The organism is Pseudomonas sp. R84 (assembly GCF_009834515.1).
Taxonomy (GTDB): Bacteria; Pseudomonadota; Gammaproteobacteria; order Pseudomonadales; family Pseudomonadaceae; genus Aquipseudomonas.
This window is the reverse complement of the sequence record NZ_CP019426.1, coordinates 5,152,038-5,176,429: the sequence shown is the minus strand read 5'-3', so window position 1 is coordinate 5,176,429 and position 24,392 is coordinate 5,152,038. Positions and strand designations below refer to the sequence as shown.

Genomic DNA, 24,392 nt, shown 5'->3' with positions numbered 1-24,392 from the left:
GATTTGTTAAACCCGCCGGGACTACACCGGCCGATGAAAACCACAATTAGGAGAGATCGACAATGAAGCTTCGTCCTCTGCATGACCGCGTCGTAATCCGTCGCAGCGAAGAAGAAAAGAAAACCGCTGGCGGTATCGTCCTGCCAGGTTCGGCTGCTGAAAAAGCCAACCACGGTGAAATCCTCGCTGTAGGCCCAGGCAAACGCGAGCGCGGTGAAGTTCATGCATTGTCCGTGAAAGTGGGCGACAAGGTTGTATTCGGTCCTTACTCCGGCAGCAACACTGTGAAAGTCGACGGCGAAGACCTGCTGGTAATGAGCGAGAACGAAATCCTCGCTGTTATCGAAGGCTGATACCCCCGTTCATTTTCCCGCTACTACAAAGTATTTAAGGAATATCGATCATGGCTGCTAAAGAAGTTCTGTTTGGCGATTCCGCCCGTAAAAAAATGCTCAAGGGCGTCAACGTCCTGGCTGACGCAGTAAAAGCGACCCTGGGCCCGAAAGGCCGTAACGTGATCATCGAGAAGAGCTTCGGCGCTCCGACCATCACCAAGGACGGCGTTTCCGTCGCCAAAGAAATCGAACTCGAAGATCGCTTCGAAAACATGGGCGCGCAGCTGGTCAAAGACGTTGCCTCCCGTGCCAATGATGACGCTGGTGACGGTACTACCACCGCTACCGTTCTGGCTCAGTCGATCGTCAACGAAGGCCTGAAGGCCGTCGCTGCCGGCATGAACCCGATGGACCTGAAGCGCGGCATCGACAAGGCGACCATCGCCATCGTCAAAGAGCTGAAAAACCTGTCCAAGCCATGCGCTGACACCAAGGCAATCGCTCAGGTAGGCACCATCTCCGCCAACTCCGACAGCTCCATCGGCGACATCATTGCCGAAGCCATGGAAAAAGTCGGCAAAGAAGGCGTGATCACCGTTGAAGAAGGCACTGGCCTGGAAAACGAACTGTCGGTTGTTGAAGGCATGCAGTTCGACCGTGGCTACCTGTCCCCGTACTTCGTCAACAAGCCAGAGACCATGGTTGCCGAGCTGGACAGCCCGCTGATCCTGCTGGTCGACAAAAAGATCTCGAACATCCGCGAAATGCTGCCAGTGCTGGAAGCCGTTGCCAAAGCCGGCCGTCCACTGCTGATCGTTTCCGAAGACGTTGAAGGCGAAGCCCTGGCGACCCTGGTTGTGAACAACATGCGTGGCATCGTTAAAGTCGCAGCCGTCAAGGCGCCAGGCTTCGGCGACCGTCGCAAGGCCATGCTGCAGGACATCGCTGTTCTGACCGGCGGTACCGTTATCTCCGAAGAGATCGGCCTGAGCCTGGAAGCCGCTACTCTGGAAAACCTTGGTAGCGCCAAGCGTGTGACCATCTCCAAGGAAAACACCATCATCGTTGACGGTGCTGGCGTAGAAGCTGATATCCAGGCGCGTATCACTCAGATCCGTGCCCAGGCAGCTGAAACTTCCTCGGACTACGACCGTGAAAAACTGCAAGAGCGTCTGGCCAAGCTGTCCGGCGGCGTTGCAGTGATCAAGGTTGGCGCTGGTTCCGAAGTTGAAATGAAAGAGAAGAAAGCCCGCGTTGAAGACGCCCTGCACGCAACTCGTGCAGCCGTTGAAGAAGGCGTGGTACCTGGCGGTGGCGTTGCGCTGATCCGCGCTCTGCAAACCCTGAACGACCTGAAAGGCGACAACGCTGACCAGGACGTTGGTATCGCTGTTCTGCGCCGCGCTGTTGAAGCTCCGCTGCGTCAGATCGCTGCCAACAGCGGCGACGAGCCAAGCGTTGTGGTCAACGAAGTCAAGAACGGCAAAGGTAACTTCGGTTACAACGCTGCGACTGGCGAATACGGCGACATGATCGAAATGGGCATCCTGGATCCAACCAAGGTGACTCGTTCCGCTCTGCAAGCGGCATCGTCGATCGGCGGTCTGATCCTGACCACCGAAGCGGCAGTAGCTGATGCGCCGAAGAAAGACGGCGGTGCTGGCGGCGGCATGCCAGACATGGGCGGCATGGGTGGCATGGGCGGCATGATGTAAGCCAGCCTTGTCCCTGTAACGCAAAACCCCGCTGGCGAAAGTCAGCGGGGTTTTTTATTGCCCAAATTTCAGCTTCACACATAACCCCTGTAGGAGTGAGCCTGCTCGCGATAGCGGTATTTCATTCAACATGATTGCGACTGACACACCGCTATCGCGAGCAGGCTCACTCCTACATTGGATTTGTGTTTCAGGCGCTGACGGGGTGTGCTTTGGCGACGACTTCAGCCTTCACCGCCGGGCGATACAGCACCCAGTAATACGACCCCAGACAAATCAGCCAGCAGAAAATCGCCGTCCACACGTTGTGCGAAAAGAAGTGCGCGCCCTGCATCATCCGGCTGATCGAAAACACCGAACCCAATGCAAAGGCAAAGATGAATGCTTGACGGGCCAGACGTGGACGGCGATCGCGCAAGACAAAAAACAGCGCAAAAAGAGTGAACCCCGTTGCCGCATGACCACCCGGCCAGCAACGGCCTGGCTTATCGGTCTGCGGGCGATGCTCCATCAACTTGCTATAGGTTTCATGACCACCGAATTGTTCCAGACTCCACGGGCATTGCACCGCAGTCACCGCTTTCACCGGGGTAACGAACGAAGTGGCAAGGCCCAGCGACAGTACCAGACAGCCCAGTTCGCGCTTGAACGGTTTCAGTCTGCCGACGAAGAACGATCCGATGAAACCGAGGATGGCAAACACCGAGAAAGCAATGACCACCTGTTTGGCGCGGTCATGCAGGATGTCCTCGAGGAAGTAACTGTGCCGCCCGATAAAATCGCCGGCAACCGGGTCGTAGAACAGGCGGGCCAGATCCATGTCCAGGTCGGTCAGTTCGAGCAGTACCAGAATGATCGCCGCGAAGGTGGGGATTCCCAGGCATAACCAAAAATTCAGTGGCCTGGAAACGGGGCGGGCAGAAGTCGACGCCATGGGCAATTCCTTGGTCGGTAAGTATGTTCTGAGGAGCGCAACCGCGCGGAGTCTGCGCGTGCTGGCGTCGCCGATTTGTTAACCGAAAGTGAAAAAATCGTTGGCATGCGCAATGAGCGTTTTTATCGCTAAACAACCCGACACACGCCTAGCCCTGAGCCACACTTGGCCGTAAGCTGCGCGGGCCAAGACGGCCGTTACCCCGTACGGAGGAGGTGCCCATGCGAATTCTGCTGGTCGAAGACAACCGCGACATCCTGGCCAATCTGGCCGATTATCTGGGCCTCAAAGGCTATACCGTCGATTGCGCCCAAGACGGTCTGTCAGGCCTGCATCTGGCCGCCACCGAACATTACGACCTGATCGTCCTCGATATCATGCTGCCCGGGATCGACGGCTACACCCTGTGCAAACGCCTGCGTGAGGATGCCCGCCGCGACACGCCGGTGATCATGCTCACCGCTCGTGATCAGCTCGATGATCGTCTGCAGGGGTTCAAGTCCGGGGCTGATGATTATCTGATCAAGCCATTTGCCTTGTCCGAACTTGCCGCGCGGGTCGAAGCGGTAATGCGCCGCGCCCAAGGCGGTGGCCGTCGGGCGCTGCAGGTCGCCGATCTGAGCTACGACCTCGACACGCTGGAAGTGACCCGAGAAGGCAAATTGCTCAAGCTCAACCCGGTCGGCCTCAAGTTGCTGGCAGTGTTGATGCAGAAGAGCCCGCACGTGCTGCGTCGGGAAATTCTCGAAGAGGCGTTGTGGGGCGATGATTGCCCGGACAGCGACAGCCTGCGCAGCCACGTCCACCAATTGCGTCAGGTAATCGACAAACCGTTCACCAAACCATTGCTGCACACCGTGCACGGCGTGGGTTACCGGCTGGCCGATGTGTAATGGAGTTTAAGCAAAGCCTATCCCAGCGGATCATTATTGCCTTTGCCTTGATGAGCGCATTGGTGGCCGGAGCCTTTGCGATGGGTATTGTCGCGACCGTGCACCTGGTAGAAGAAAAACTGATTTCAGCGGGGCTGGGTGGCGATTTACAGCGTCTGCTGCTGATGGACAACGTTTCTGATTGGAGCCATCGTCCGGAACCGGATCAGTTGTTCTATTTCAGCGGTGGGCCGGGCGATTTCGAGTTGCCCAAAGACCTGCGCCACCTCGATTCAGGTTTCCATGAAGTGTTTCGCGAGCAGCTGTCGTATCACGCGATGGTCGAAATCGTTGACGGTCGACGTTACGTATTGCTGCAGGATCAAAGCGATTTTGAAGAGCGCGAGCGCGTGCTGTTTGCCGTGGTGCTGGTGGGGTTCGTGCTCAGCCTGGCACTGGCGGTGTTCCTCGGCTGGGTGCTCGCGCGCAAAGTGATGGCACCGGTTGTGAGACTGGCAAGGCAGGTGCGTCACCGCGATCAGTTACTCGGCCTGGCACCACCGCTGGCACCGGATTATGCGGCTGACGAAGTGGGTGAGCTGGCGGTGGCATTCGACGCCACGTTGGGGCGCCTGCGTCAGGCGCTGACGCGTGAAAGATTATTTACCAGCGATGTCAGTCACGAGTTGCGAACGCCATTGATGGTGCTGGCCAGCTCCTGCGAACTGCTGATGGAAAACCCTGGGATCGACCAGCGCGGTCGTTCGCAGGTCGAGCGTATTGCCCGCGCCAGTGAAGAAATGCGTGAGTTGGTGCAGACCTTCCTGATGCTGGCGCGTGCCCAGCACGAAGATGCCGGCATGGCGCTGCAGCAGGACCTTTCGCAAGTTGCCGAGAGTCTGTTGTGTCTGTGGCGCGGGCCGATCGAGAGCAAGGGCCTGAAACTGATCTTCGAACCTGGCAGTCCATCAGACATTCGCTACAACGCGACCCTGTTGAATGCCGTGATGGGCAACCTGTTGCGCAACGCGCTGCATTACACCGAAAGCGGCTTCATTCGTCTGACACTCACTACCAATGGCTTCGCGGTGGAAGACTCCGGCGTCGGCATTCCGGAAGAAAAGCGCGAAGCCATGTTCGAGCCCTTCGTACGTGGCAGCGAAAAGCGCGGCGAGGGCCTGGGGCTGGGGTTGTCGCTGGTGCAGCGGATCTGTGAGAACCAGGGCTGGACCGTCAGTTTGAGCACGATGGAACCCAATGGCTGCCGCTTCGAGGTGGATCTGGGCAAAATCTGACGCAGGGGGTGGCGCAAGGCTACTCCCTCTTACCTGTCTGAATCCTGTATAACGCTGTAATAATTTGTCTATTTACCGGACATTTTTTTCACAAATGGATGACCTGACGCTGACACGCCGCTCCTTAAGGTGGTGACATCAGCAATTCAGGAGTCCAGGTGATGGCCGGTCCGATCAAACTCGATTTTTCCGAAAAGTACGACGATCAACATGCGCAGAAATACCTGCGCAAGCACAAAGAAAGCCTTGGACGTCGTCTCTCCCACTGGCGTGACGAACAGATGGCCCGCAAGGCGCTGACGTCGGTGGGTGAGCCGGGACTGGTGCTGGATCTGCCTTGCGGTGCCGGGCGTTTCTGGCCCCTGTTGGGCGAAAAGGCCAATCGGGTGATTATCGGCGCGGACAATTCCGAGTCGATGATCAAGACGGCCATGCAGTCGCAACCGGCCGATGTGGTGAAACGGGTACAACCCTTGCACACATCTGCCTTCGACATTGCCTTGCCTGACAACGCCGTCGACAGCATTTTCTGCATGCGTCTGCTCCACCATATCGGTGAAGCCGAGCATCGCCGGGCGATTCTGCGCGAATTCGAGCGTGTCACCCGTGACAGTGTGATCGTTTCGCTGTGGGTTGATGGCAATTTCAAAGCCTGGAAACGCCAGCGAGCCGAGCGCAACCGTGACAAACGCGAGTATCAGAATCGCTTTGTGTTACCGGCCGCTACGGTGGAAAAGGAATTCGAGGAAGCAGGTTTTCGGATTCAGGAACAACTGGACTTTATTCCGCTCTACGCCATGTGGCGGGTTTACGTATTACGCAAGAGGTAAGAGGATGGCAGTGCAATTGGCAGCAGAAACGGAAGTCGCTTCGCAAGATCGCTTTGACTATTACTGGAACCAGCGCGGTGAGTGGGTGGAAGAACCCAATGTTCGACGCGGTGGCGAAAGTGGTGTGCAAAGGGTCGTGGGGCGCGATGGTCAACTGCTGTACGCCAAGCGCCAGACGGGTCATATCTATCGCAGCTGGTTGCACCCTTTCGGCCGGCCTACGGTTTTGCGCGAGCTGGATGCGCTGACCGGCGTCAGCAAGCTCGGTGTGCGCGTGCCAGAAATCGTTTTCTGCGGCGCCCAGCCTGATCCTCAACACAAATGGCGCGCGCTGCTGGTGACCAAGTCCCTGGACGGTTTCCAGGAACTGGAACACTGGCTGGCGGCTGCCGGCGGTCGCGATCAATGTGGCGATGTGGTTTATGAGCGCGTGCTCAAGGACCTCGCCGAGAACCTGGCGCGCATGCACAAGGGTCGTTGGCAGCACAGCTGCATCTACATCAAACACGTGTTTGTGCGCGTGACGGGCGAAGGTGAGTCGGCCAATGTCGAAGTCGCTTTGATCGATCTGGAGAAGTGCCGCCAGCGTCTGACCGCCTATCGTGCAGCCTCCCACGATATGAAGCAATTGCGCCGCCATTCGTCGTTCCGCGACGCGGACTGGAAAAAACTCGTCTACTTTTATGAGACGGCGTTTGGCAGCGCTATCAAAGGTTTATAGCGATGAAACTAGAAATTGCACGAGGTTTGTTTTTGGTTGGAGCCTTGGCAGTTGCGTCATTGGCGGTGGCTGCCTGGGAGCAGCCTCGCATGCAGGTGGTTGGCGCGTCCGTAGACGACGCCCACTGCGCCGTCCCACGGGTGGCGAAAGCCGCCGTGGCGACCAAACCCGATCATGATTTATTGCTGTTCATGTTCGGACTTTCTCAAGGGATGAGGCCGCAGAGTTGAAACGATTGAAGCCCACATAAAAGGCCTCGCAGATGCGAGGCCTTTTTTTATGCCTGGAGCAACACACATCCCTTGTAGGAGTGAGCCTGCTCGCGATAGCGGTGTGTCATTCAAATCATTATTAACTGACATACCGCTATCGCGAGCAGGCTCACTCCTACAGGGGTTACGCGGTTGGTTTGGGATCAGGTTTCGCCAGCAGGGTGTAAACACACGGCAGGACGAACAGCGTAAACAATGTGCCAATCGACATCCCCGTGGCAATCACCATGCCGATATCGAAGCGGCTGACCGCACCGGCACCCGTGGCCAGAATTAACGGCACCATGCCAAACACCATCGCCGCCGTGGTCATCAGCACCGGCCGCAAGCGAATCGCCGCCGCTTCCTCAACGGCTTCACGCGCCGTCAGGCCTTTGTCCTTGCGCAACTGGTTGGCGAACTCGACGATCAGGATTCCGTGTTTACTGATCAGGCCGATCAGCGTAACCAACCCGACCTGGGTGTAGATGTTCATGCTCGACCAGCCGAGAAACAACGGAATCAGCGCCCCGCAGATCGACAACGGCACCGTCACCAGAATCACCAGCGGATCGCGGAAGCTCTCGAACTGCGCCGCCAGCACCAGAAAGATAATCGCCAGGGCCAAGGCAAACGTCACCCACAACGCGCTGCCTTCCTGAACGAACTGGCGTGAGGCGCCGCCATAGTCGAAGGCAAACCCGGCCGGTGCTTCTTCGCGGGCAATCTGCAACACCGTGTCGATGGCTTCGCCCATGCTGACCAACGGGAAACCGGAAATCTTCGCCGCGTTGAGCTGCTGAAACTGATTGAGCTGACGCGGTCGCGCGCGGTCGCTGACCTTGATCAGCGTCGACAGTGGCAGCAGCTCACCCTGGGTGTTCTTCACGTAGTAATTGTTCAGCCAGTCCGGGTTATCACGATACGGCCGTTCGACCTGAGCAATCACCTTGTAGCTGCGGCCTTCGATGGTGAAACGGTTGATTTCCGCCTCGCCCAACAGCGTCGCCAGCGTGCCACCGAGGTCCAGCATCGACACGCCCATCTGCGCCGCTTTGGCGCGGTCGATATCGACCACAACCTCGGGTTTGTCGAACGCCAGATCGAGGTCGACGAAGGCGAACTTGCCCGATTCCATCGCGCGTTTCTTGATCCGGTCGGCGACTTGCAACAACAGCTCGTAATCGTTGGCGGTATTGACCACAAACTCGAACGGCAAGCCTTCACCGGTGCCGGGCAAGGAGGGCAGGTTGAAACCGAAGATCTGCAAACCCGGGATACGTTCGAGTTTGCCTTGCACCTCGGGGAGGATTTGCATCTGTGTGCGGCTGCGTTCGTTCCACGGCTTGAGCAGGAAGCCGCCGATGCCCGCCTGCACGCCGTTGTAGCCGTTGATCTGGAACGAGGAGTAGTACTCCTGGAATTCCTTGAAGATCTTGATGAACTCGTCGGTGTAGGTGCTCAGATAATCAAGGTTGGTCGGCTGCGGCGCAGTGGCCATCATGAAAATGATGCCCTGATCTTCGTCCGGGGCCAGCTCCGATTTGGTGAACTTGAGGAACACCGGGATCAGGCACAACACGATCACGGCGAATACCAGCACCACCGGCCGTGTGTTCAGCGTTCCATGCAGCATGCTTTGATAGCGGCGCTTGAGGCCTTCGAAGATACGGTCGAGGCGGTGTGCCAAGCCACTGGGGTTTTCCTCGTGACGCAGCAAAAACGCGCACATCATTGGCGACAGGGTCAGGGCGACGATGCCGGAAATTACCACCGCGCCGGCCAGGGTCAGGGCAAACTCCTTGAACAGCGCTCCTGTGAGGCCGGTGAGAAAACCGATCGGCGCATACACCGCCGCCAGGGTGATGGTCATCGAGACCACCGGCATGGCGATTTCCCGTGCGCCTTCCAGCGCTGCATCGAACGGTGTCTTGCCTTCCTCGATGTGCCGGTGGATGTTCTCCACCACGACAATCGCATCGTCGACCACCAGACCGATGGCCAGCACCATCGCCAGCAGCGTCAGCAGGTTCATCGAGTAGCCCATCATCTGCATGAAGAACATCACGCCGATCATCGACAGCGGAATGGTCACCACGGGGATTACTACCGAGCGCAGTGCGCCGAGGAACAGGAACACCACAACAATCACTATCAGCACCGCTTCGAACAGGGTTTTCACCACTTCGTCGATCGAGGCCTGAATAAACAATGTGGCGTCGTAAGCGATCTCGCTCTTGAGGTTCGGCGGCAGTTGCGCTTCCAGCTCGGGCATCAGCTTGCGCACTTCCTTTATCACGTCCAGCGGGTTGGCGCCCGGGGTGGCCTTGATGCCGATATACACCGACGGCGTGCCACCGAACGAGCTGATCGAATCGTAGTTTTCCGCGCCCATTTCCACCCGCGCGACATCGCTGAGCAGCACGCGGCTGTCACCACTGACCTTGAGCGGAATCGCCGCAAAAGCTTCGGCGGATTTAAGCTCGGTGTTGGCATTGATGCTGGTGACCACGTACTGGCCTTTCACTTCGCCGGCGGCGGAGAGGAAGTTGTACTGGCGCACGGCGTTGGTCACGTCGGCGGCGCTGAGGCCAAAACCGGCGAGCTTCACCGGGTCGAGCCACAGGCGCATGGCGAACACCTGATTGCCGAGAATCTCCGCCTCGGCCATGCCCGGCAGGGTGGCCAGTTTTGGCTGGATCACCCGTGACAGGTAATCGGTGATCTGCGGGTTGCTCAAATCCTTGCTGAAGAAGCTGATGTACATCAGCGCCGAAGCGTCGGCCGATTCCTTGCTCAGCACCGGGTCTTCGGCGTCCTGCGGCAGCTTGTTTTTCACCTCGTTGGCCTTGGCCAGCAGTTCGGTGAACAAGCGGTCGGTATTGGAGCCGATGCGTGCGTAGATCGAGATCACCGAGAAGTTCTGCCGGCTGACCGAGGTCATGTAGTCGATGCCCTCGGCGCTCGCCAGACTTTGCTGCATTGGCTGGGTGATGTAGCCCTGAATGGTTTCGGCGTTGGCCCCGGGGTAAGCGGTGGTCACCGTGATCAGGGCGTTTTCCATTTGCGGGTATTGGCGCAGCGGCAACTTGCTCCAGGCCTGAAAGCCGAGCAACACAATCAATAGACTGACCACGGTGGCGAGCACCGGGCGGCGGATGAACGGATCAGTAAAAGCCATGGGGATTCCTTGATCAGTCGGCGCGAGGCGGACTGTTCTGCTCGCCGAGGGTCTTGTCGTCGCTGATGGCAATGTGTGCGCCGTTGTCCAGTTTGATCTGGCCGGCCGTCACCACTTGTTCGCCGCTCTGCACGCCCTTGTTGATCATTACCAGGCCATCACGGCGTTCACCGGTTTCGATGAAGCGGCGTTCGGCGATCAGCACCGGTTGGCCCTTGTCATCCTTTTCGACGCTGCCGTCCTCGGCTTTCTTCTGCCCGACCACGTAGATCGAGTTGCCGTAGAGGGTGTAGGTGATCGCGCTTTCCGGCACGACGATGTGTTTTTGCGGATCGGGCAGCAGCACTTCAAGGCTGGCAAACATGCCCGGCAGCAGTTTGCCATCGGGGTTGGCCAGGGTGGCGCGCACCAGAATATTGCGTGTGCTGCTTTCGACGATCGGGTTGATCGCGCTGATCTTGCCCGGGTAGGTCTGGCCGGGGTAGGCGGCAGCCGAGATATTCACCGGTTGGCCGATGGCCAGCTTCGGGATCGATTGCTCGGGCACGTAGAAGTCGGCGTAGAGGCTGCTCAAATCCTGCAGGGTAGCGATTTTGGTGCCGCTGGCGAGGTAGTCGCCAATGTCGACCTGGCGGATGCCGATGGTGCCGCTGAACGGCGCGAGAATGCGCTTTTTCGCCAGCGCTGCGTTGAGCTGATTGACCGTGGCTCGCTCCTTTTGCAGAACAGCCGAGAGCCGGTCGTATTCACCTTTGGAAATGGCGCGACTGTCGATCAGTTGGCTGCCACGACCGAAGTCCAGTTGCGCCAGGCCCAGGTCGGCCTTGGCGGTCTCCAGCAGTGCTGCTTCGACGGCGCTGTCGAGTTGCAGCAGCGGTTGCCCGGCCTTGACCTTTTGTCCTGATTCGAATTTGAGTTCGGTGACAGTGCCGGCGACCTCAAGACTCAGGTCGACGCCTTGCAGCGCCTTGAGGCTGCCGACGGTGGGCAGGCGCATCTGCCACGGGCGTTCGGAGGCGTTGGCCACGGCGACGCTGATCGGCGGTTTCGGCTTGGAAAAGCCCTGGATCATGGTGTAGATCGAAAAGGCCTTGTACCCGCCCAGCACCAGGACGATCAACAAAACAACACCCAACATGATCAGCATGCGGCGACGCAGCATATTTCCAGTTCCTTGGATAAATCAGGTGAGACAGGCGGGCACATTACTCCGAGTACAGGGGGGATTCCAACTGGCAGTTCTTACAGGGTGGCGCAAAAAGATCGCAGCCTGCGGCAGCTCCTACAGGGGAGTGCATTCCAATGTAGGAGCTGCCGCAGGCTGCGATCTTTTAAGGCTGTTTTATGCCATCAGATGAAGATGGTTGTCCCAGAGCCCCGCCGGCAATTCCAGCGGCTTGGCCAACAGCTCATCCTGACGGCAATCGTAGTACCGGCAACGTCCTTGCCCGGAGGTCACGACAAAACCGTCCTTCACCGCACCGACACCGGCGCAATCGGGCAACGGCGCATCGAGGCGCACTTCGCCGCTGTCCAGATCCCAGATAAAGAAGCGATTGCCACGCGGAGCTGTCAGTGCGACCAGACGCAAATCGCTGTGCACCGCAACACTGGCGGTGTAATGCCCCATCGACTGCAACTGATGCTCCGGCACCGGGAACGCCACGAACGGCTGCCCCGGACGCTTGATCGCCAGCAGCTCCGAACGCTCATGCGAGGCGCCCATGAACTGCTGACCGGCAACGATGGTGCCATCGCTGGCGATGCCCAGATGGCGCACGCTGTTCATCTGCTGGGCGAGGGTTTCCTTGCTCAGCAGAGTGCCGTCACGTTGCATCAAGACCAGGCTCGGCTCCATGGCGTTGAGGTTCATGTCGACGCGGCTTTCCGCCTCGGTACGAATCCCGCCGTTGGCCACCACCAGCGTCTCCCCATCGGGCATCCATGACACCTGATGCGGGCCGAGGCCGTGGGTGGAAATCTCGCCGCTATGCACCAGCCGTTCGCCTTCGAACTTGTACACACCGAGCAAACCACGGCCAGGATCGGTCGTGTCGTTCTCGGTGGCGTACAGGTATTCGCCGTCCTTGTGCACCACGGCGTGGCCGTAGAAGTGCCGGTTCGGCTGCGACGTCACCGTCTGCAGCAACGTGCCGTCGCGCAGATCGATCAGGTAACTTTCGGTGCCCGGGCGACGTGCGACGAACAGCGCGATCGGCTGCGTCGGGTGGTTGATGATGTCGTGGCAACGCTGGCCGACTTCGGTGGCGAACACCCGCGTGCCATCCAGACGATAGCCGACGGCGTAATGGTTGCCGTCGGTGTCGTCGCGCGCCGACAGCAACAGCGGGCTCTGATCCTTGCGTTTGAACAGCGTCCAGCCGCCCAGCGTCACTGCTCCCAGCAGTGCACTACCTAAAGTCAGAACCTGACGTCGCAGCATGGCCGTTGCCCTCATCAGTCACCGTCGTTGGCGTTGAAGCCCAGTTGGATGCCCAGCGCCTTGGCCAGTTCACCTTCGTGCAGGCGATGGACGACGTTGAGGCTGTCGTAGATGTCGTTGAGTTGCTGACGACCGGCGTCGTCTTCGAGCATTTCGCCGAGCGAACGCTGAGTGCTGTCGAACAGTTTCAGCGAAGCGGCGTAGGCAGCGTCGATCTTGTCCGCCAGTGGCTTCTGCTCAGCCGGCAACAGACCGCGCAGGCCTTTGTTGTCGACGCCTTCCCACACGGTTTTGGCGGCAGCGAGGCTGGCTTCCAGCGCGGTCAGCGAAGACTGGCTACGCCATGCATCGGCCTGGAACGGCTGTGGCACGCCCTTGCTCTGGCGGCCCATTGGCGTGCCGAGTTTTTTCTTCAGGGTGTCCAGCGCGGTGACTTGCACACGCAGCAGATCAGCGATCGCTTCGTGGGAGTCGGCATAACGCTGGTTAGGGAACTTGGTCATCTGCGCGAGCATGCCGTCGGTGTTGTTCCAGTTCTGCAGAATCTCTTCGGCCAGTTGCTTCTGACGCTCGCCGATGGCGATCAGCAGCGGGCAGTACTTGGCTTTCTGCTCGGCGTTTGCCACGTCAGGCTTGGCGTCGAACAGGATGTATTCGTAAGCCGACAGGCCTTGAACGACGACGCTCGATTTGGCCAGTGCGGCGGCATCAATCTGCGGCTGCGCGACGACCAACTGCTCGACCTGACGGCCGACGAGGTTTTTCTTGTCCGGCCAGAACTGCACCTGCCACGAACGGTTGCCCTCGGCCAGCGGACCGATCAGCAGCGGTTGCAGCTCGGCCCAGGCTTTCTGTGCGTGGAGGAAGTCGGCGCGGGCGGTTTCCAGGGTTTCTTTGCCCTGACAGTAGGCGAGGGCGCTGACGGCCAGTTGCTTGTCGGCCTCGACCCAACGGGTGTAGGTCGGCAGGATCACCGATTTGGCGATGGCTGCCGAGGTGACCGCTTGCGGATCCTGTGGCGAGCAGGCGCCGAGGGCGAGTGCGGCAAGGCTGGTGAACAGTAGCTTGGGACGGAACATGTCGGGCTCCCGATTCTTTATCAGTGTTTAAAGTGAGTTCAAAAACGCCAGCAACGCAGCGCGCTGCTCGGCATTGAAAGACAAAACCTGTTGCTGCGCCGCCTTCGCTTCGCCGCCGTGCCAGAGCACCGCTTCAAGCAGATTGCGCGCGCGACCGTCATGCAAAAACTGTGTGTGGCCACTGACCGCTTGCGTCAGGCCAATCCCCCACAACGGCGGTGTGCGCCAGTCGCGGCCGGAGGCCTGGAATTCCGTGCGGTGGTCGGCCAGACCGTCGCCCATGTCATGCAGCAGCAGATCGCTGTACGGGCGAATAACCTGATTGGCCAGTTCAGGTTCGGCGGCGTTGGCGGCGGTGGTGTATTTCGGCGTGTGGCAGGAATCGCAGCCAGCCTGGAAAAACAGGTTTTTGCCAGCGATGACGTCTGCATCGTTAACGCCACGGCGTGCCGGCACGGCGAGGTTGCGGCTATAGAACAACACCAGACGCAGGATGTTGTCGCTGACTTCCGGTTCGCCGTCCGGGCCATTGCCGTTTGGCGCCTGTTTGCAGGCGGTTTGCGCGTCGGTGCAGTCATCAAAGGGTCTCAAGCTCGTCGTAAGACCCATATCACCCGAAAACGCGTGAACATTTTGTTGATTGAGGTTCGGTTGCCCGGCTTTCCAGCCAAATCGGCCCATGACGGTTTTCTGCAAGGCGTCATCCCAGACCTGATTGGGGCGGCCATTGATGCCGTTTTTCGCTTTGGCCTGTGCGGCGGCATTGGCAAGGATGGCTTCTTCGGGGATCGCTTCGAGCAGGCCCAGGCCAATCATCGGCGGCGCGACGCGGGCGGAAAAACGCGTGTCCGGGTGCATCGGGCCGTAGCCGAGCTGGGTGATCTGCAAGACCGGTTTGCGTAGTTCGATTTCGGTGCCGTCCTTGAAACGAATCGGCACTGGCGTGTAGTCAACGCGGACTTTGCCTTCCGGCACGACACCGGGCACCGCCATGTCCTGGAACTGGCCGCCATAGACCGGCTCCGGCACTACGCCGACTTGCTCAATGAGCTTGGCGAATTGCGGCGCATCAGGGATCGACAGGCGCACCAGCATCGATACCGCGTTGGCGGCATCCGGCGTTGGCGGATGGCCGCGACCGTCCTTGATGTGGCAGTTCTGGCAGGCGTTGGTGTTGAACAGCGGGCCGAGACCATCGCGCGCAGTGGTGGTCGACGGTGCGATCACCCATGGGCTGCGGAAGAAACTGTTGCCGACACTGAAATCCACCCGCCGCGACGGTGGCAGATTCGCCGAAGGCAACGAAAACGCATTCTGATCAGTCTTGCGCACGGTCGCTGCACCGCCCGAACGGGCTTCACCGGGCTCGGCCTTGGTGAAACGCGGGGCGTCATCGCAGGCACTCAGGCCCAGGGCCAGCAACAGTGCGGACAAGCGAAGAGGCAGCGAGGGCATCAGACATCCTGCGGACGGGCAAAAATAAAGGCGCAAAGTCTAACAGGGCCGGGATGATTGAATAAGAGGAATTATCGTTTGCTTGATACAGCGCAAATCTGAAGAGCAATGCAAAACCCCTGTAGGAGTGAGCCTGCTCGCGATAGCGGAGTGTCAGTCGACTAACTTCTGGCTGACACTCCGCTATCGCGAGCAGGCTCACTCCTACAAAGGTTTGTGTACGGCAGGTATGAAAAAGGCGACCCGAAGGTCGCCTTTTTTGACGCAGACGCGGTTGATCAGAACTCGTGATCAGCGTTGTCCGGGTTCAGATCACTGATGCCCAGTTTGCCGGCAGCGGCTTCGATCGAACCGGTCTGCTTGACCAGCGAGGCGATGGCGTCGCGAACGATCTGGTTGCCAGCGGTGTTGCCCGCCGCGATCAACTGGTCGTAGTGCTCACCCTTGTTGGCGTGATCAACCATGACCTGGATCTTGGCTTCAGTTGCAGCCAGATCGGCTTTCAGCGCGGTGTCGGCAGCCGGGTCAGCCTTGGCCACCAGCGACGACAGGCTGGCGCCGGTCATTTTGGTGCCGTCAACACGGGTGTACTCGCCCAGGTAAACGTTTCGAATGCCTTTGGCATCGTAGAAGTGCGAGTTGTGCGTGTTGTCGCTGAAGCAGTCCTGCTCGTCTTCAGGGGAGTTGGCTTCCAGGGAAACCTTCATGCGCTCGCCCGCCAGTTCGCCCAGCGACAGGCTGCCCATGCCGAAGAGCATTTTGCGCAGACCGGTTTCGCCCGGCTCGGCTTCCAGAGTGGCGCGGTAGTTGTCAGCCACGTTCGGCTTCCAGTTGCCGACCATTTCTTCGAGGTCGCTGACCAGCAGTTGGGTCACGGATTTCAGGTAGGCACGACGACGATCGTTGTGACCGCCAGTGGCGCCGGCGCCTTCCAGGTAGTCGGAGGCCGGACGGTTGCCAGCGCCAGGGCCGGTGCCGTTCAGATCCTGGCCCCAGAGCAGGAATTCGATCGCGTGGTAGCCGGTGGCGACGTTGGCTTCGGAACCGCCCAGCTCGTTGAGGCTGGCAAGTTTTTCCGCGGTGATGTCTTTGACGTCGACCTTGTCTTCGCCGACCTGAACTTCGCTGTTGGCGATGATGTTGGCGGTGGCGCCCGGGTTACCCAGTGCGTGCTCGTAGGATTTGTCGACGTAGTCGATCAGACCCTCGTCCAGTGGCCAGGCGTTAACCTGACCTTCCCAATCGTCGATGATGGTGTTGCCGAAGCGGAACACTTCACTCTGCAGGTACGGAACGCGCGCGGCGACCCAGGCGGCCTTGGCGGCTTTCAGGGTGTCGGCGTTCGGCTTGGCGAGGAAAGCGTCGACGGCGGTCTGCAGGGTTTTCGCGGTGGATTCGGCATCGCTGTAAACGGCGAAGACCATGTCGGCGTAGTGCGCGACCACAGCCTTGGCGGCGGCTTCGTCGACTTTACCGGCAGCGGCAGGAGCAGCCGCAGGTGCGGCGGTGCTGGCGGCTGGCGTCGGTGCGGCCGGAGCGGCGGCCTTGTCTTTGCCTTCGCCGCAACCGGCGAGGGAAATAGCGATGGCCAGCAGACTGGCGGTAGCCAGAGGCATACGAATCATGGCGAACATCCTGCTTCGATAGTTGAGTGGACTCGCGCTGGGGGGGCGCAAAACTGCGACATAATGCAAATCTTTCGCATTATGTGTAAAGGGTTGTGGCTGGAAATATTTCTTATTTACGTCGGTGTGATGGCACAGATCAAAAGATCGCAGCCACGTTGCACTCGACAGGTCCTACAGGGGAATGCGATTCATGTAGGAGCTGCCGCAGGCTGCGATCTTTTGACTTTTAGAGAATGGCCGCGTTAGTGCGTTGTGCCTGTTTGAGATAGGCGCCCAGTTCCCGGGCCGGCAGCGGCTTGCTGTAGTGGTAGCCCTGACCTTCGTGGCAGCCTTCGGAAATGATGTAGCTTTCCTGCTCGGCGGTTTCCACGCCCTCGGCGATCACCTGCATGCCGAGGCTCTTGCCCAGTTGAATGATCGCGCGAACGATGGTCGCATCGTCGTCGTCATCGAGCAGATCCTGGACGAAGCTCTTGTCGATCTTGATCTTGTCCAGCGGCAGGCTTTTCAGATAGCTCAGTGACGAATACCCGGTGCCGAAGTCATCGATGGCGATCAGCGCGCCGGAGCGGCGCAGGCTGAGCAAGTGCTGCGCGGCGGTGCTGATGTCCTCCATCAGGCCGGTTTCGGTGACTTCCAGTTCCAGGCTGCGCGGCGGCAGGCGGTACATCTGCAGCAGGTTATTGACCACGCGCGGCAATTCGGCGTGGTGCAACTGCACCGTTGACAGGTTGACCGCCATACGCAGGTCGGCGAAACCCATATCGTGCCATTCGCGCAATTGCTTGCAGGCCTGATCGAGCACCCATTCGCCAATGGCGATGATCGTGCCGTTCTGCTCGGCCAGCGGAATGAACAGGTCCGGCGGCACCAGACCGTGTTCCGGATGCTGCCAGCGAATCAGCGCTTCGACGCCGACCACGCGGTGATCGCGATAGCTGATCTGCGGTTGATAGACGAGGTAGAACTGATCGCGCAACAGCGCATCACGCAGGTCTTTTTCCAGTTCACGACGACGGCGCATCTCGCTGTCGACACTGGCGATGTAGAACTGATAACGGTTGCGCGAGCGGGTCTTGGCCAGGGTCATGGTCTGCTCGGCTTTTTGCAACAGCTTTTCGGTGCTGTCGCCGTCCTCCGGGAACAGGGTGATGCCGATGGTCGCGCGCAGGCGGATTTCCTGATGGTCGAGGGCGAACGCCGCTTCCAGATCATCAAGGATGCTTTGCGCCAGTTCTGCCGCTTCATAAGGCTGCTCGATGTCAGCCTGGACCAGGGCGAACTGATCGCCACCCAAACGGGCGAGGGCGCCGAGGCGGCCGCTGTGGGCACGCAAGCGATCGGCCAGAGCCAGCAACAATTGGTCGCCGGTCTGGTAGCTGAATTGCTCGTTGATGCCTTTGAAATCATCCAGTCCCACGCACAACACCGCGACCCGGCGTTGCAGCTTGCCGGCGTCGACCAGAATCTTGTCCAGTTGCTGCTGTAATTGCTGGCGGTTCGGCAGGCCGGTGAGGAAGTCGTACTGGGCCATTCGCAACAAGCTGTTTTCGGCTTCGTGGCGCAGATGGGTGTTGCGCTCGATCGACTCAAGTAACTGATTGGCGGTGTTGATCCAGATTCCCAGTTCGTTTTTTTCGTGGCCCTTGAGCTGCGGAATCTTGTGCTCGCTGGGGCGATCCGGGTTGATCTCGGTGAGGTGTTCGATGATCCGCGACAACGGTTTGGTCAGCAGCCAGTGATAAACCAGATACAGCACCAGACCCATGGCCAGTGCGCGCAAAACCCCGGAAATGAAGATGATCACCGAACTGACGATAAAGCCCTCGCCATAAGTGGCGGTATCGAGGGTGATGCTCAGATCGCCGTAATACTCGCTGTACGGCCCACGTCCCACCAATTGCGTGGTGAAGGTGCGTTCCTGGCCGAGGATCAGGTCAGTCAGCCAGCGGCTGTTGGACTGCTGCAGGTCGCGGGATTTCTGCGCGAGCATGGCTTCGTTGGGATGGCCGATTGAGGCCTGGCGCACGGCATCGTCCTGGAACAGGCCTTCGATCACCTGCATGCCCATCTCCCTGTCGAGGCTGTAGACAGCCTGGGTCGAGGGATCGCGGAACATGTCGAGGATTCGTTCGGCGTCGCCGGCAACAGCCTGGCGGGTTTTGTAGGCATCGAAAACGATCTGCGCGCAGCTCAAGACTACGCCTACGATCAATGCCGACAGGAGCACGACCCGGAGCAACTTCACCGACAAGCTGTTCTTGAGTTCCAGCTTCAAAGGTTTATTCCTTGTTCCGTGCGGGTAGCGTCAAGTTGCCATGAGTATTGGCAATCCCGTGTTGGCAGTCAAAGGGACAATCAGACCGGGGATGATTTGCCCGTGGCCTTGGCCGAAATGCTGCTGATTGGAGTATTAGCCCTATTTGTACTGTGTCGGTAGTTTCGGCCTTCAACTTGAGCGGTTCGCAGCATTTTTTCGTCTTTTTGATGGTAGCCCGCTGTGGCACGGCAGCAAGCAGCGGTAGACGGCTTTCAGGGTGAGAAAAACGCTATTTAAACGCAGGCATAAAAAACCCGGCAAAAGCCGGGTTTTTTGACTGGCGCGCAGCTTAAGCGGTGAAGGTTTTGCCTTCGAACTGCTCAGCAACGAACTTCCAGTTGACCAGGTTCCAGAACGCTTCGACATACTTAGGACGAACGTTGCGGTAGTCGATGTAGTAAGCGTGTTCCCAGACGTCGCAGGTCAGCAGCGGGGTGTCGCCGCTGGTCAGCGGGTTGCCGGCGCCGATGGTGCTGGCCAGGGCCAGGGAACCGTCAGCCTTTTTCACCAGCCAGCCCCAGCCGGAACCGAAGGTGCCGATCGAGGTTTTGCTGAACTCTTCCTTGAACTTGTCGAACGAACCGAAGGCTGCGTTGATGGCTTCAGCCAGCGCGCCGGTTGGTTGACCGCCGGCGTTTGGCGCCAGGCAGTTCCAGTAGAAAGTGTGGTTCCAGACCTGAGCGGCGTTGTTGAAGATACCGCCCGAGGAAGTCTTGACGATTTCTTCCAGGGTCTTGCCTTCGAACTCGGTGCCTGGCACCAGGTTGTTCAGGTTCACGACATAGGTGTTGTGGTGCTTGTCGTGGTGGTATTCCAGGGTTTCCTTGGAAATGTGCGGCTGCAGGGCATCGTGTGCGTAAGGCAGCGGCGGCAATTCGAAAGCCATGATGATTCTCCTAATCAGGTCTGTTGCGGTGAGCGCAAGGCCGATCACGGGCGGCCAGAAATGCACCGGCGAGTTTTTACTCTTTGCGGCGCAGGGTTTCGATCATAGCACCGGGGTTGCGGCATAACCACGCAACAACTGTGTGGGATAGAGGTTCAAGGGGATGCCCTCACTAAATGACGGATCGCGTTGGAGCTGTGATCGTGCCAAGCAAGGCGCGGGACGAAGAGGATGCTTTTTGCCTCTTGGAGTCCCGCAACGCCGCTTGGCACGATCACAGCTCCAACCCGAAGGGCCGCCGCCCCGTCATTTAGTGAGGGCATCCCCTTAGCTGTTTGGAATAAATCAGCTGGCGAAAATCAATTGCCCGGCCACGGTAAACATCATCAACGCCACCACCAGATCGAGAATCCGCCAAGTGCTCGGACGCGCCAGCCATGGCGCCAACCACGCAGCGCCCAATGCCAACGTGAAAAACCACAGCAACGAAGCGCTCGCCGCGCCCACTACATAAGCGCCCGGCACCGATTGCTGCGCGCCGAGAGAGCCGATCAGCAACACCGTATCCAGATAAACGTGCGGATTGAGCAGCGTCACCGCCAAAGCGCTGAGCATCACCGCCCGCAGTGAGCGCACAGTCTGGTTCTCGCCCTGACCCAGGCTCTGTTTCGAACAGGCCCGGCGCAGCGCCTGGCTGCCGTACCAGATCAGAAACGTCGCGCCGCCCCAACGGGCAATCGCCAGCAGCGTCGGGTTCTGCGCCAGAATCGTCGCCAGCCCGAATACCCCGGCCGCCACCAGCAGGGCATCGCACACCACGCACAGCGCCGCCACCGGCAGGTGATGTTCACGACGCAGGCTCTGCGCCAATACAAACGCGTTCTGCGTGCCGATCGCCATGATCAGTCCGAACGCCACCAGCAGGCCGTTCACATAGCTTTGCCACATAAGATTCACTCCCCGTTGGCTGCGAGATCGCGCAGCACTTGCATGGCGTGTTCGGCGTCGGCCTGACCGACGAACAAATGGTCGTGGTAATAGCCGGCAATCACGTTGCAACTGATCCCGGCTTTACCCAATGCCGTGGCAAACGCGGCGGTGAGGCCCACCGCTTCCAGCGCCGAATGCACATTCAGAGTTATCCACGCCGCGACATAGTCGAAGCTGAAACCGGCCTGTTCGGCGTCGGTACGTTCGACAATCACGGTCAGGCCTTCCTGCTCGCGGAAGCTACCGACAACCTCCAGACCGCTCGGCAACACACCGTCGCGCAGGGTACAGAACACGTATTCACCAGCGTTGAGTTGCGGACTCATGCTGCGCAATAGAGTCGAGAGTGAAGTTTCGCCAGCCATAAGTGTGTTCCTTGATAAAGAGTGCTTGCTGGCTATTCTCCGGGCGAAACCTGTATAAGAAAAACCAATAGTGCTGATCGCTCATTAGGAAAACTGATGTTCGACTATAAATTGCTTTCTGCTTTGGCCGCCGTGGTCGAGCAGGCCGGATTCGAACGGGCCGCGCAGGTGCTTGGGTTGTCACAGTCGGCGATTTCGCAGCGGATCAAACTGCTGGAGGCGCGGGTCGGGCAACCGGTGCTGGTGCGCGGTACGCCGCCATCGCCGACCGAGATTGGCCGGCGCCTGCTCAACCATGTGCAGCAGGTGCGTTTGCTTGAGCGCGACTTGCAGACGCTGGTGCCCGCGCTGGACGAAGAGGGCCTGCCGGAACGTCTGCGCATCGCCTTGAATGCCGACAGCCTCGCCACCTGGTGGGCTGAAGCTGTAGGCGATTTCTGTGCTGAACAACATTTGCTGCTCGATCTGATTGTCGAAGACCAGACGGTCGGCCTCAAACGCATGCGCGCCGGCGAAGTGGCCGCGTGCCTTTGCGCCAGCGAACGACCGGTGGCCGGCGCGCGCAGTGTGTTGCTCGGGGCGATGCGTTATCGCGCGCTGGCCAGCCCGGCGTTCATTGATCGGCATTTCCCCGACGGCGTACGCGCAGAGCAATTGCCGCGCACCCCGGCGCTAGTGTTCGGCCCGGATGATTTCCTCCAGCATCGCTATCTCGCCTCGCTGGGTGTCGATGGTGGATTCGAACACCACTTATGCCCGTCCTCGGAGGGTTTTATCCGCCTCACCGAAGCCGGACTCGGCTGGGGCCTGGTGCCGGAACTGCAAGTGCGCGATCAACTGCAACGCGGGTTATTGCGGGAACTGTTGCCAGATAAACCGATCGACGTGCCGTTGTACTGGCATCATTGGCGCAATGGCGGTCAGTTGCTGGGCTTGCTGACCGAGCAATTGGTGCGTTCATCGGCGCAATGGCTGGTGCCTTTAAAACAGCCATGAGCGTCAAGCTGCAAGCGGCAAGTCAAGCGCTGCGCACCGTTTTAAACTTGCAGCTAGAGGCTTGATGCTCGCAGCTGCTTTTTTGTTGGAGTTTTGCATGAAAATTCTGGTCACCGGCGCAAGCGGCTTCATTGGCGGGCGCTTTGCGCGTTTCGCCCTGGAGCAGGGCCTGGACGTGCGGGTCAACGGTCGCCGGGCCGAGAGCGTCGAACATCTGGTGCGCCGTGGTGCCGAGTTTGTCCCCGGCGATCTGACCGATCCCGACCTGGTACGCGAACTGTGTTCCGACGTCGAAGCCGTGGTGCACTGCGCTGGGGCTGTCGGGCTGTGGGGCCGATATCAGGACTTTCACCAAGGCAACGTACAGGTCACCGAAAACGTCGTCGAAGCCTGCCTGAAGCAGCGCGTCCGGCGATTGGTGCATCTGTCGTCGCCGTCGATCTACTTCGATGGCCGTGATCACCTCAATCTGACCGAAGAGCAAGTGCCCAAGCGCTTCAAACATCACTACGCCGCGACCAAGTACCTGGCCGAGCAAAAGGTCTTCGGCGCGCAGGAATTCGGCCTCGAAACCATCGCCCTGCGCCCGCGTTTCGTCACCGGCGCCGGCGACATGAGCATCTTCCCGCGCCTGCTTAACATGCAGCGCAAGGGCCGGCTGGCGATCATCGGCAATGGCCTGAACAAGGTCGATTTCACCAGTGTGCAGAACCTCAACGAAGCAATGCTCAGCAGCTTGCTGGCCGCCGGTTCCGCGCTGGGCAAGGCCTACAACATCAGCAATGGCACACCGGTACCGTTGTGGGATGTGGTCAATTACGTGATGCGCAAGATGGAAGTGCCGCAGGTCACCAAGTACCGTTCGTATGGTCTGGCCTATAGCGTTGCGGCGCTCAACGAAGGGGCGTGCAAGCTCTGGCCCGGGCGTCCGGAGCCAACCCTGTCGCGCCTGGGCATGCAGGTAATGAAAAAAAATTTCACCCTCGACATCAGCCGCGCCCGGCATTATCTGGACTACGATCCGAAAGTCAGCCTGTGGTCGGCGCTGGATGAGTTCTGCGCGTGGTGGAAAGCTCAGGACATCCGTTGAAACGATTCGGCCGGGCGGCAATGAACCGTGTAGCCGCTTGGGGGTCAATCCCTGCGGCTGCGGCGGTTATACTTCGCAGCATTTAGCCATCACCGCGTTTCACAAAGGTTGCCTCAATGTCCATGCGTAATGATGCCCACGACGATTTCGATGATGTCCCGAGCTTGCGTGCCGACACCTTCGACGACGATGACATTCCGACCACCGCCCGCACCTCCGTACACTCGCGCACGCCGCCGGTGGTCAAGGTCAAAGCCGCGAGCACCGGGCCATTGTGGGCCTTGGTCGGTGCGCTGTTCTTCGCCTTCGTCGGTCTGGCCTGGTGGAGTTTCCAGCAGATCTCGTTGATGGAGCAGCAACTGGTCGCGACTCAGGAAAGCTTCGCGCGAATCAGCGAAGAAGCGGCCGGACGCCTGCAGGACATTTCCGGCAAGGTCGTCGCCAGTCAGTCCAACGTCACCAGTGACAGCGAGGCCCTGAAGCTGCAAATCAAACAGCTCGAAGGCAAGCTGCTCGATCAGAGCAAACAGCAGCAAGGCGTAGCAGGGCAGGCCAGTGATCTGGACAAGCGACTGGCGCAGATGACTGCGCAGACCACCGAACAGCAGAACGCCAATACCCAGTTGCAGGCGCAGGTCAAAGCCTTGACTGCGGAATTGGCGACGGTGAAAAGCACGCCGGCCGACACCAGCAAGGTCGACGCGCAGTTGAAAGCATTCGATGCGCAGTTCAAAAGCCTCGGCGCTGATATTGCTGCACTGAAAAAGCAGGGCAATCCGAGCGCGGCGATCGATCGTCTCGAACAGGAAATCGTTGTACTCAAAAGCGAGCAGGACAACCGCCCGGCGGCTCCTCAGGGTGGCGGCAATACCGCTGAGTTCGATGCCTTCCGTGGGCAGATGACCCGCAACATCAACACCCTTCAGGCGCAGATTCAGAATTTGCAGCAGCAGATCAATTCCCGCCCATAAGCTTTGTTGATCAGTGCAGGGGATTCTGTAATCCC

At 59.3% G+C, this 24,392-nt stretch carries 21 protein-coding genes; 10 read left to right on the top strand and 11 right to left on the bottom strand.

Annotation, left to right across the window (positions count from 1 at the left end; translation table 11 throughout):
• Positions 1 to 62 precede the first annotated feature (62 nt).
• Positions 63 to 353: a co-chaperone GroES gene (locus PspR84_RS22870; RefSeq protein ID WP_039758325.1), complete on the top strand. Its 291-nt coding sequence runs from the start codon at positions 63 to 65 to the stop codon at positions 351 to 353.
• A 50-nt stretch (positions 354 to 403) separates the two neighbouring features.
• On the top strand, positions 404 to 2,050 hold the full coding sequence (gene groL, locus PspR84_RS22865) for a chaperonin GroEL (RefSeq protein WP_016986670.1): 1,647 nt from the start codon (positions 404 to 406) through the stop codon (positions 2,048 to 2,050).
• A gap of 190 nt (positions 2,051 to 2,240) precedes the next feature.
• Here groL and PspR84_RS22860 read toward each other — a convergent pair whose 3' ends face one another.
• Positions 2,241 to 2,984: a phosphatase PAP2 family protein gene (locus PspR84_RS22860; protein WP_160059231.1), complete on the bottom strand. Its 744-nt coding sequence runs from the start codon at positions 2,982 to 2,984 to the stop codon at positions 2,241 to 2,243.
• A 221-nt stretch (positions 2,985 to 3,205) separates the two neighbouring features.
• Here PspR84_RS22860 and colR point away from each other — a divergent pair, with 221 nt between their 5' ends.
• From colR to PspR84_RS22835, 5 genes are all read left to right on the top strand, one after another.
• On the top strand, positions 3,206 to 3,877 hold the full coding sequence (gene colR / locus PspR84_RS22855; RefSeq protein WP_160059230.1) for a two-component system response regulator ColR: 672 nt from the start codon (positions 3,206 to 3,208) through the stop codon (positions 3,875 to 3,877).
• Complete coding sequence (locus PspR84_RS22850) at positions 3,877 to 5,151, top strand: HAMP domain-containing sensor histidine kinase (protein ID WP_160059229.1); 1,275 nt, start codon at positions 3,877 to 3,879, stop codon at positions 5,149 to 5,151. Before colR ends, PspR84_RS22850 begins: the two co-directional genes overlap by 1 nt.
• Before the next feature lie 161 nt (positions 5,152 to 5,312).
• On the top strand, positions 5,313 to 5,981 hold the full coding sequence (locus PspR84_RS22845) for a class I SAM-dependent methyltransferase (RefSeq protein ID WP_160059228.1): 669 nt from the start codon (positions 5,313 to 5,315) through the stop codon (positions 5,979 to 5,981).
• A gap of 4 nt (positions 5,982 to 5,985) precedes the next feature.
• Complete coding sequence (locus PspR84_RS22840) at positions 5,986 to 6,702, top strand: lipopolysaccharide kinase InaA family protein (RefSeq protein WP_160059227.1); 717 nt, start codon at positions 5,986 to 5,988, stop codon at positions 6,700 to 6,702.
• Positions 6,703 to 6,704: 2 nt separating this feature from the next.
• A complete protein-coding gene (locus PspR84_RS22835) occupies positions 6,705 to 6,932 on the top strand; it encodes a hypothetical protein (RefSeq protein WP_016986677.1) in 228 nt (75 codons plus the stop codon).
• Positions 6,933 to 7,098: 166 nt separating this feature from the next.
• Here PspR84_RS22835 and PspR84_RS22830 read toward each other — a convergent pair whose 3' ends face one another.
• The 10 genes from PspR84_RS22830 to PspR84_RS22785 all read right to left on the bottom strand — a co-directional run bounded on the left by PspR84_RS22830 (position 7,099) and on the right by PspR84_RS22785 (position 21,300).
• Positions 7,099 to 10,134: a multidrug efflux RND transporter permease subunit gene (locus tag PspR84_RS22830; RefSeq protein WP_160059226.1), complete on the bottom strand. Its 3,036-nt coding sequence runs from the start codon at positions 10,132 to 10,134 to the stop codon at positions 7,099 to 7,101.
• A 13-nt stretch (positions 10,135 to 10,147) separates the two neighbouring features.
• Entirely contained in the window at positions 10,148 to 11,296 is a 1,149-nt protein-coding gene (locus PspR84_RS22825; RefSeq protein ID WP_160059225.1) for an efflux RND transporter periplasmic adaptor subunit, read from the bottom strand.
• Between the two features lie 180 nt (positions 11,297 to 11,476).
• Positions 11,477 to 12,577, bottom strand: a complete 1,101-nt coding sequence (locus tag PspR84_RS22820) for a DUF1513 domain-containing protein (RefSeq protein ID WP_160059224.1) — start codon at positions 12,575 to 12,577, stop codon at positions 11,477 to 11,479.
• A gap of 14 nt (positions 12,578 to 12,591) precedes the next feature.
• Complete coding sequence (locus tag PspR84_RS22815) at positions 12,592 to 13,656, bottom strand: imelysin family protein (RefSeq protein WP_007916589.1); 1,065 nt, start codon at positions 13,654 to 13,656, stop codon at positions 12,592 to 12,594.
• A 27-nt stretch (positions 13,657 to 13,683) separates the two neighbouring features.
• On the bottom strand, positions 13,684 to 15,111 hold the full coding sequence (locus PspR84_RS22810; protein WP_160059223.1) for a di-heme oxidoredictase family protein: 1,428 nt from the start codon (positions 15,109 to 15,111) through the stop codon (positions 13,684 to 13,686).
• 278 nt (positions 15,112 to 15,389) lie between these two features.
• Positions 15,390 to 16,736 carry an imelysin family protein gene (locus tag PspR84_RS22805; RefSeq protein WP_160059222.1) on the bottom strand — a complete coding sequence of 449 codons (1,347 nt, stop codon included), beginning with the start codon at positions 16,734 to 16,736 and terminating at the stop codon, positions 15,390 to 15,392.
• A gap of 229 nt (positions 16,737 to 16,965) precedes the next feature.
• Positions 16,966 to 19,017 (bottom strand): bifunctional diguanylate cyclase/phosphodiesterase, encoded by a 2,052-nt coding sequence (locus PspR84_RS22800; RefSeq protein WP_077574345.1) that lies wholly within the window; start codon positions 19,015 to 19,017, stop codon positions 16,966 to 16,968.
• 331 nt (positions 19,018 to 19,348) lie between these two features.
• Positions 19,349 to 19,945: a Fe-Mn family superoxide dismutase gene (locus PspR84_RS22795; protein ID WP_007918933.1), complete on the bottom strand. Its 597-nt coding sequence runs from the start codon at positions 19,943 to 19,945 to the stop codon at positions 19,349 to 19,351.
• Positions 19,946 to 20,290: 345 nt separating this feature from the next.
• Positions 20,291 to 20,893, bottom strand: a complete 603-nt coding sequence (locus tag PspR84_RS22790) for a LysE/ArgO family amino acid transporter (protein ID WP_077574344.1) — start codon at positions 20,891 to 20,893, stop codon at positions 20,291 to 20,293.
• Between the two features lie 5 nt (positions 20,894 to 20,898).
• Positions 20,899 to 21,300: an ACT domain-containing protein gene (locus PspR84_RS22785; RefSeq protein WP_160059221.1), complete on the bottom strand. Its 402-nt coding sequence runs from the start codon at positions 21,298 to 21,300 to the stop codon at positions 20,899 to 20,901.
• 96 nt (positions 21,301 to 21,396) lie between these two features.
• Between PspR84_RS22785 and PspR84_RS22780 the strand changes: the two genes are divergently transcribed.
• From PspR84_RS22780 to PspR84_RS22770, 3 genes are all read left to right on the top strand, one after another.
• Entirely contained in the window at positions 21,397 to 22,296 is a 900-nt protein-coding gene (locus tag PspR84_RS22780) for a LysR family transcriptional regulator ArgP (RefSeq protein ID WP_160059220.1), read from the top strand.
• Positions 22,297 to 22,393: 97 nt separating this feature from the next.
• A complete protein-coding gene (locus tag PspR84_RS22775) occupies positions 22,394 to 23,386 on the top strand; it encodes an NAD-dependent epimerase/dehydratase family protein (RefSeq protein ID WP_160059219.1) in 993 nt (330 codons plus the stop codon).
• Between the two features lie 116 nt (positions 23,387 to 23,502).
• Complete coding sequence (locus PspR84_RS22770; RefSeq protein WP_093430545.1) at positions 23,503 to 24,357, top strand: ATPase; 855 nt, start codon at positions 23,503 to 23,505, stop codon at positions 24,355 to 24,357.
• Positions 24,358 to 24,392: the final 35 nt, after the last annotated feature.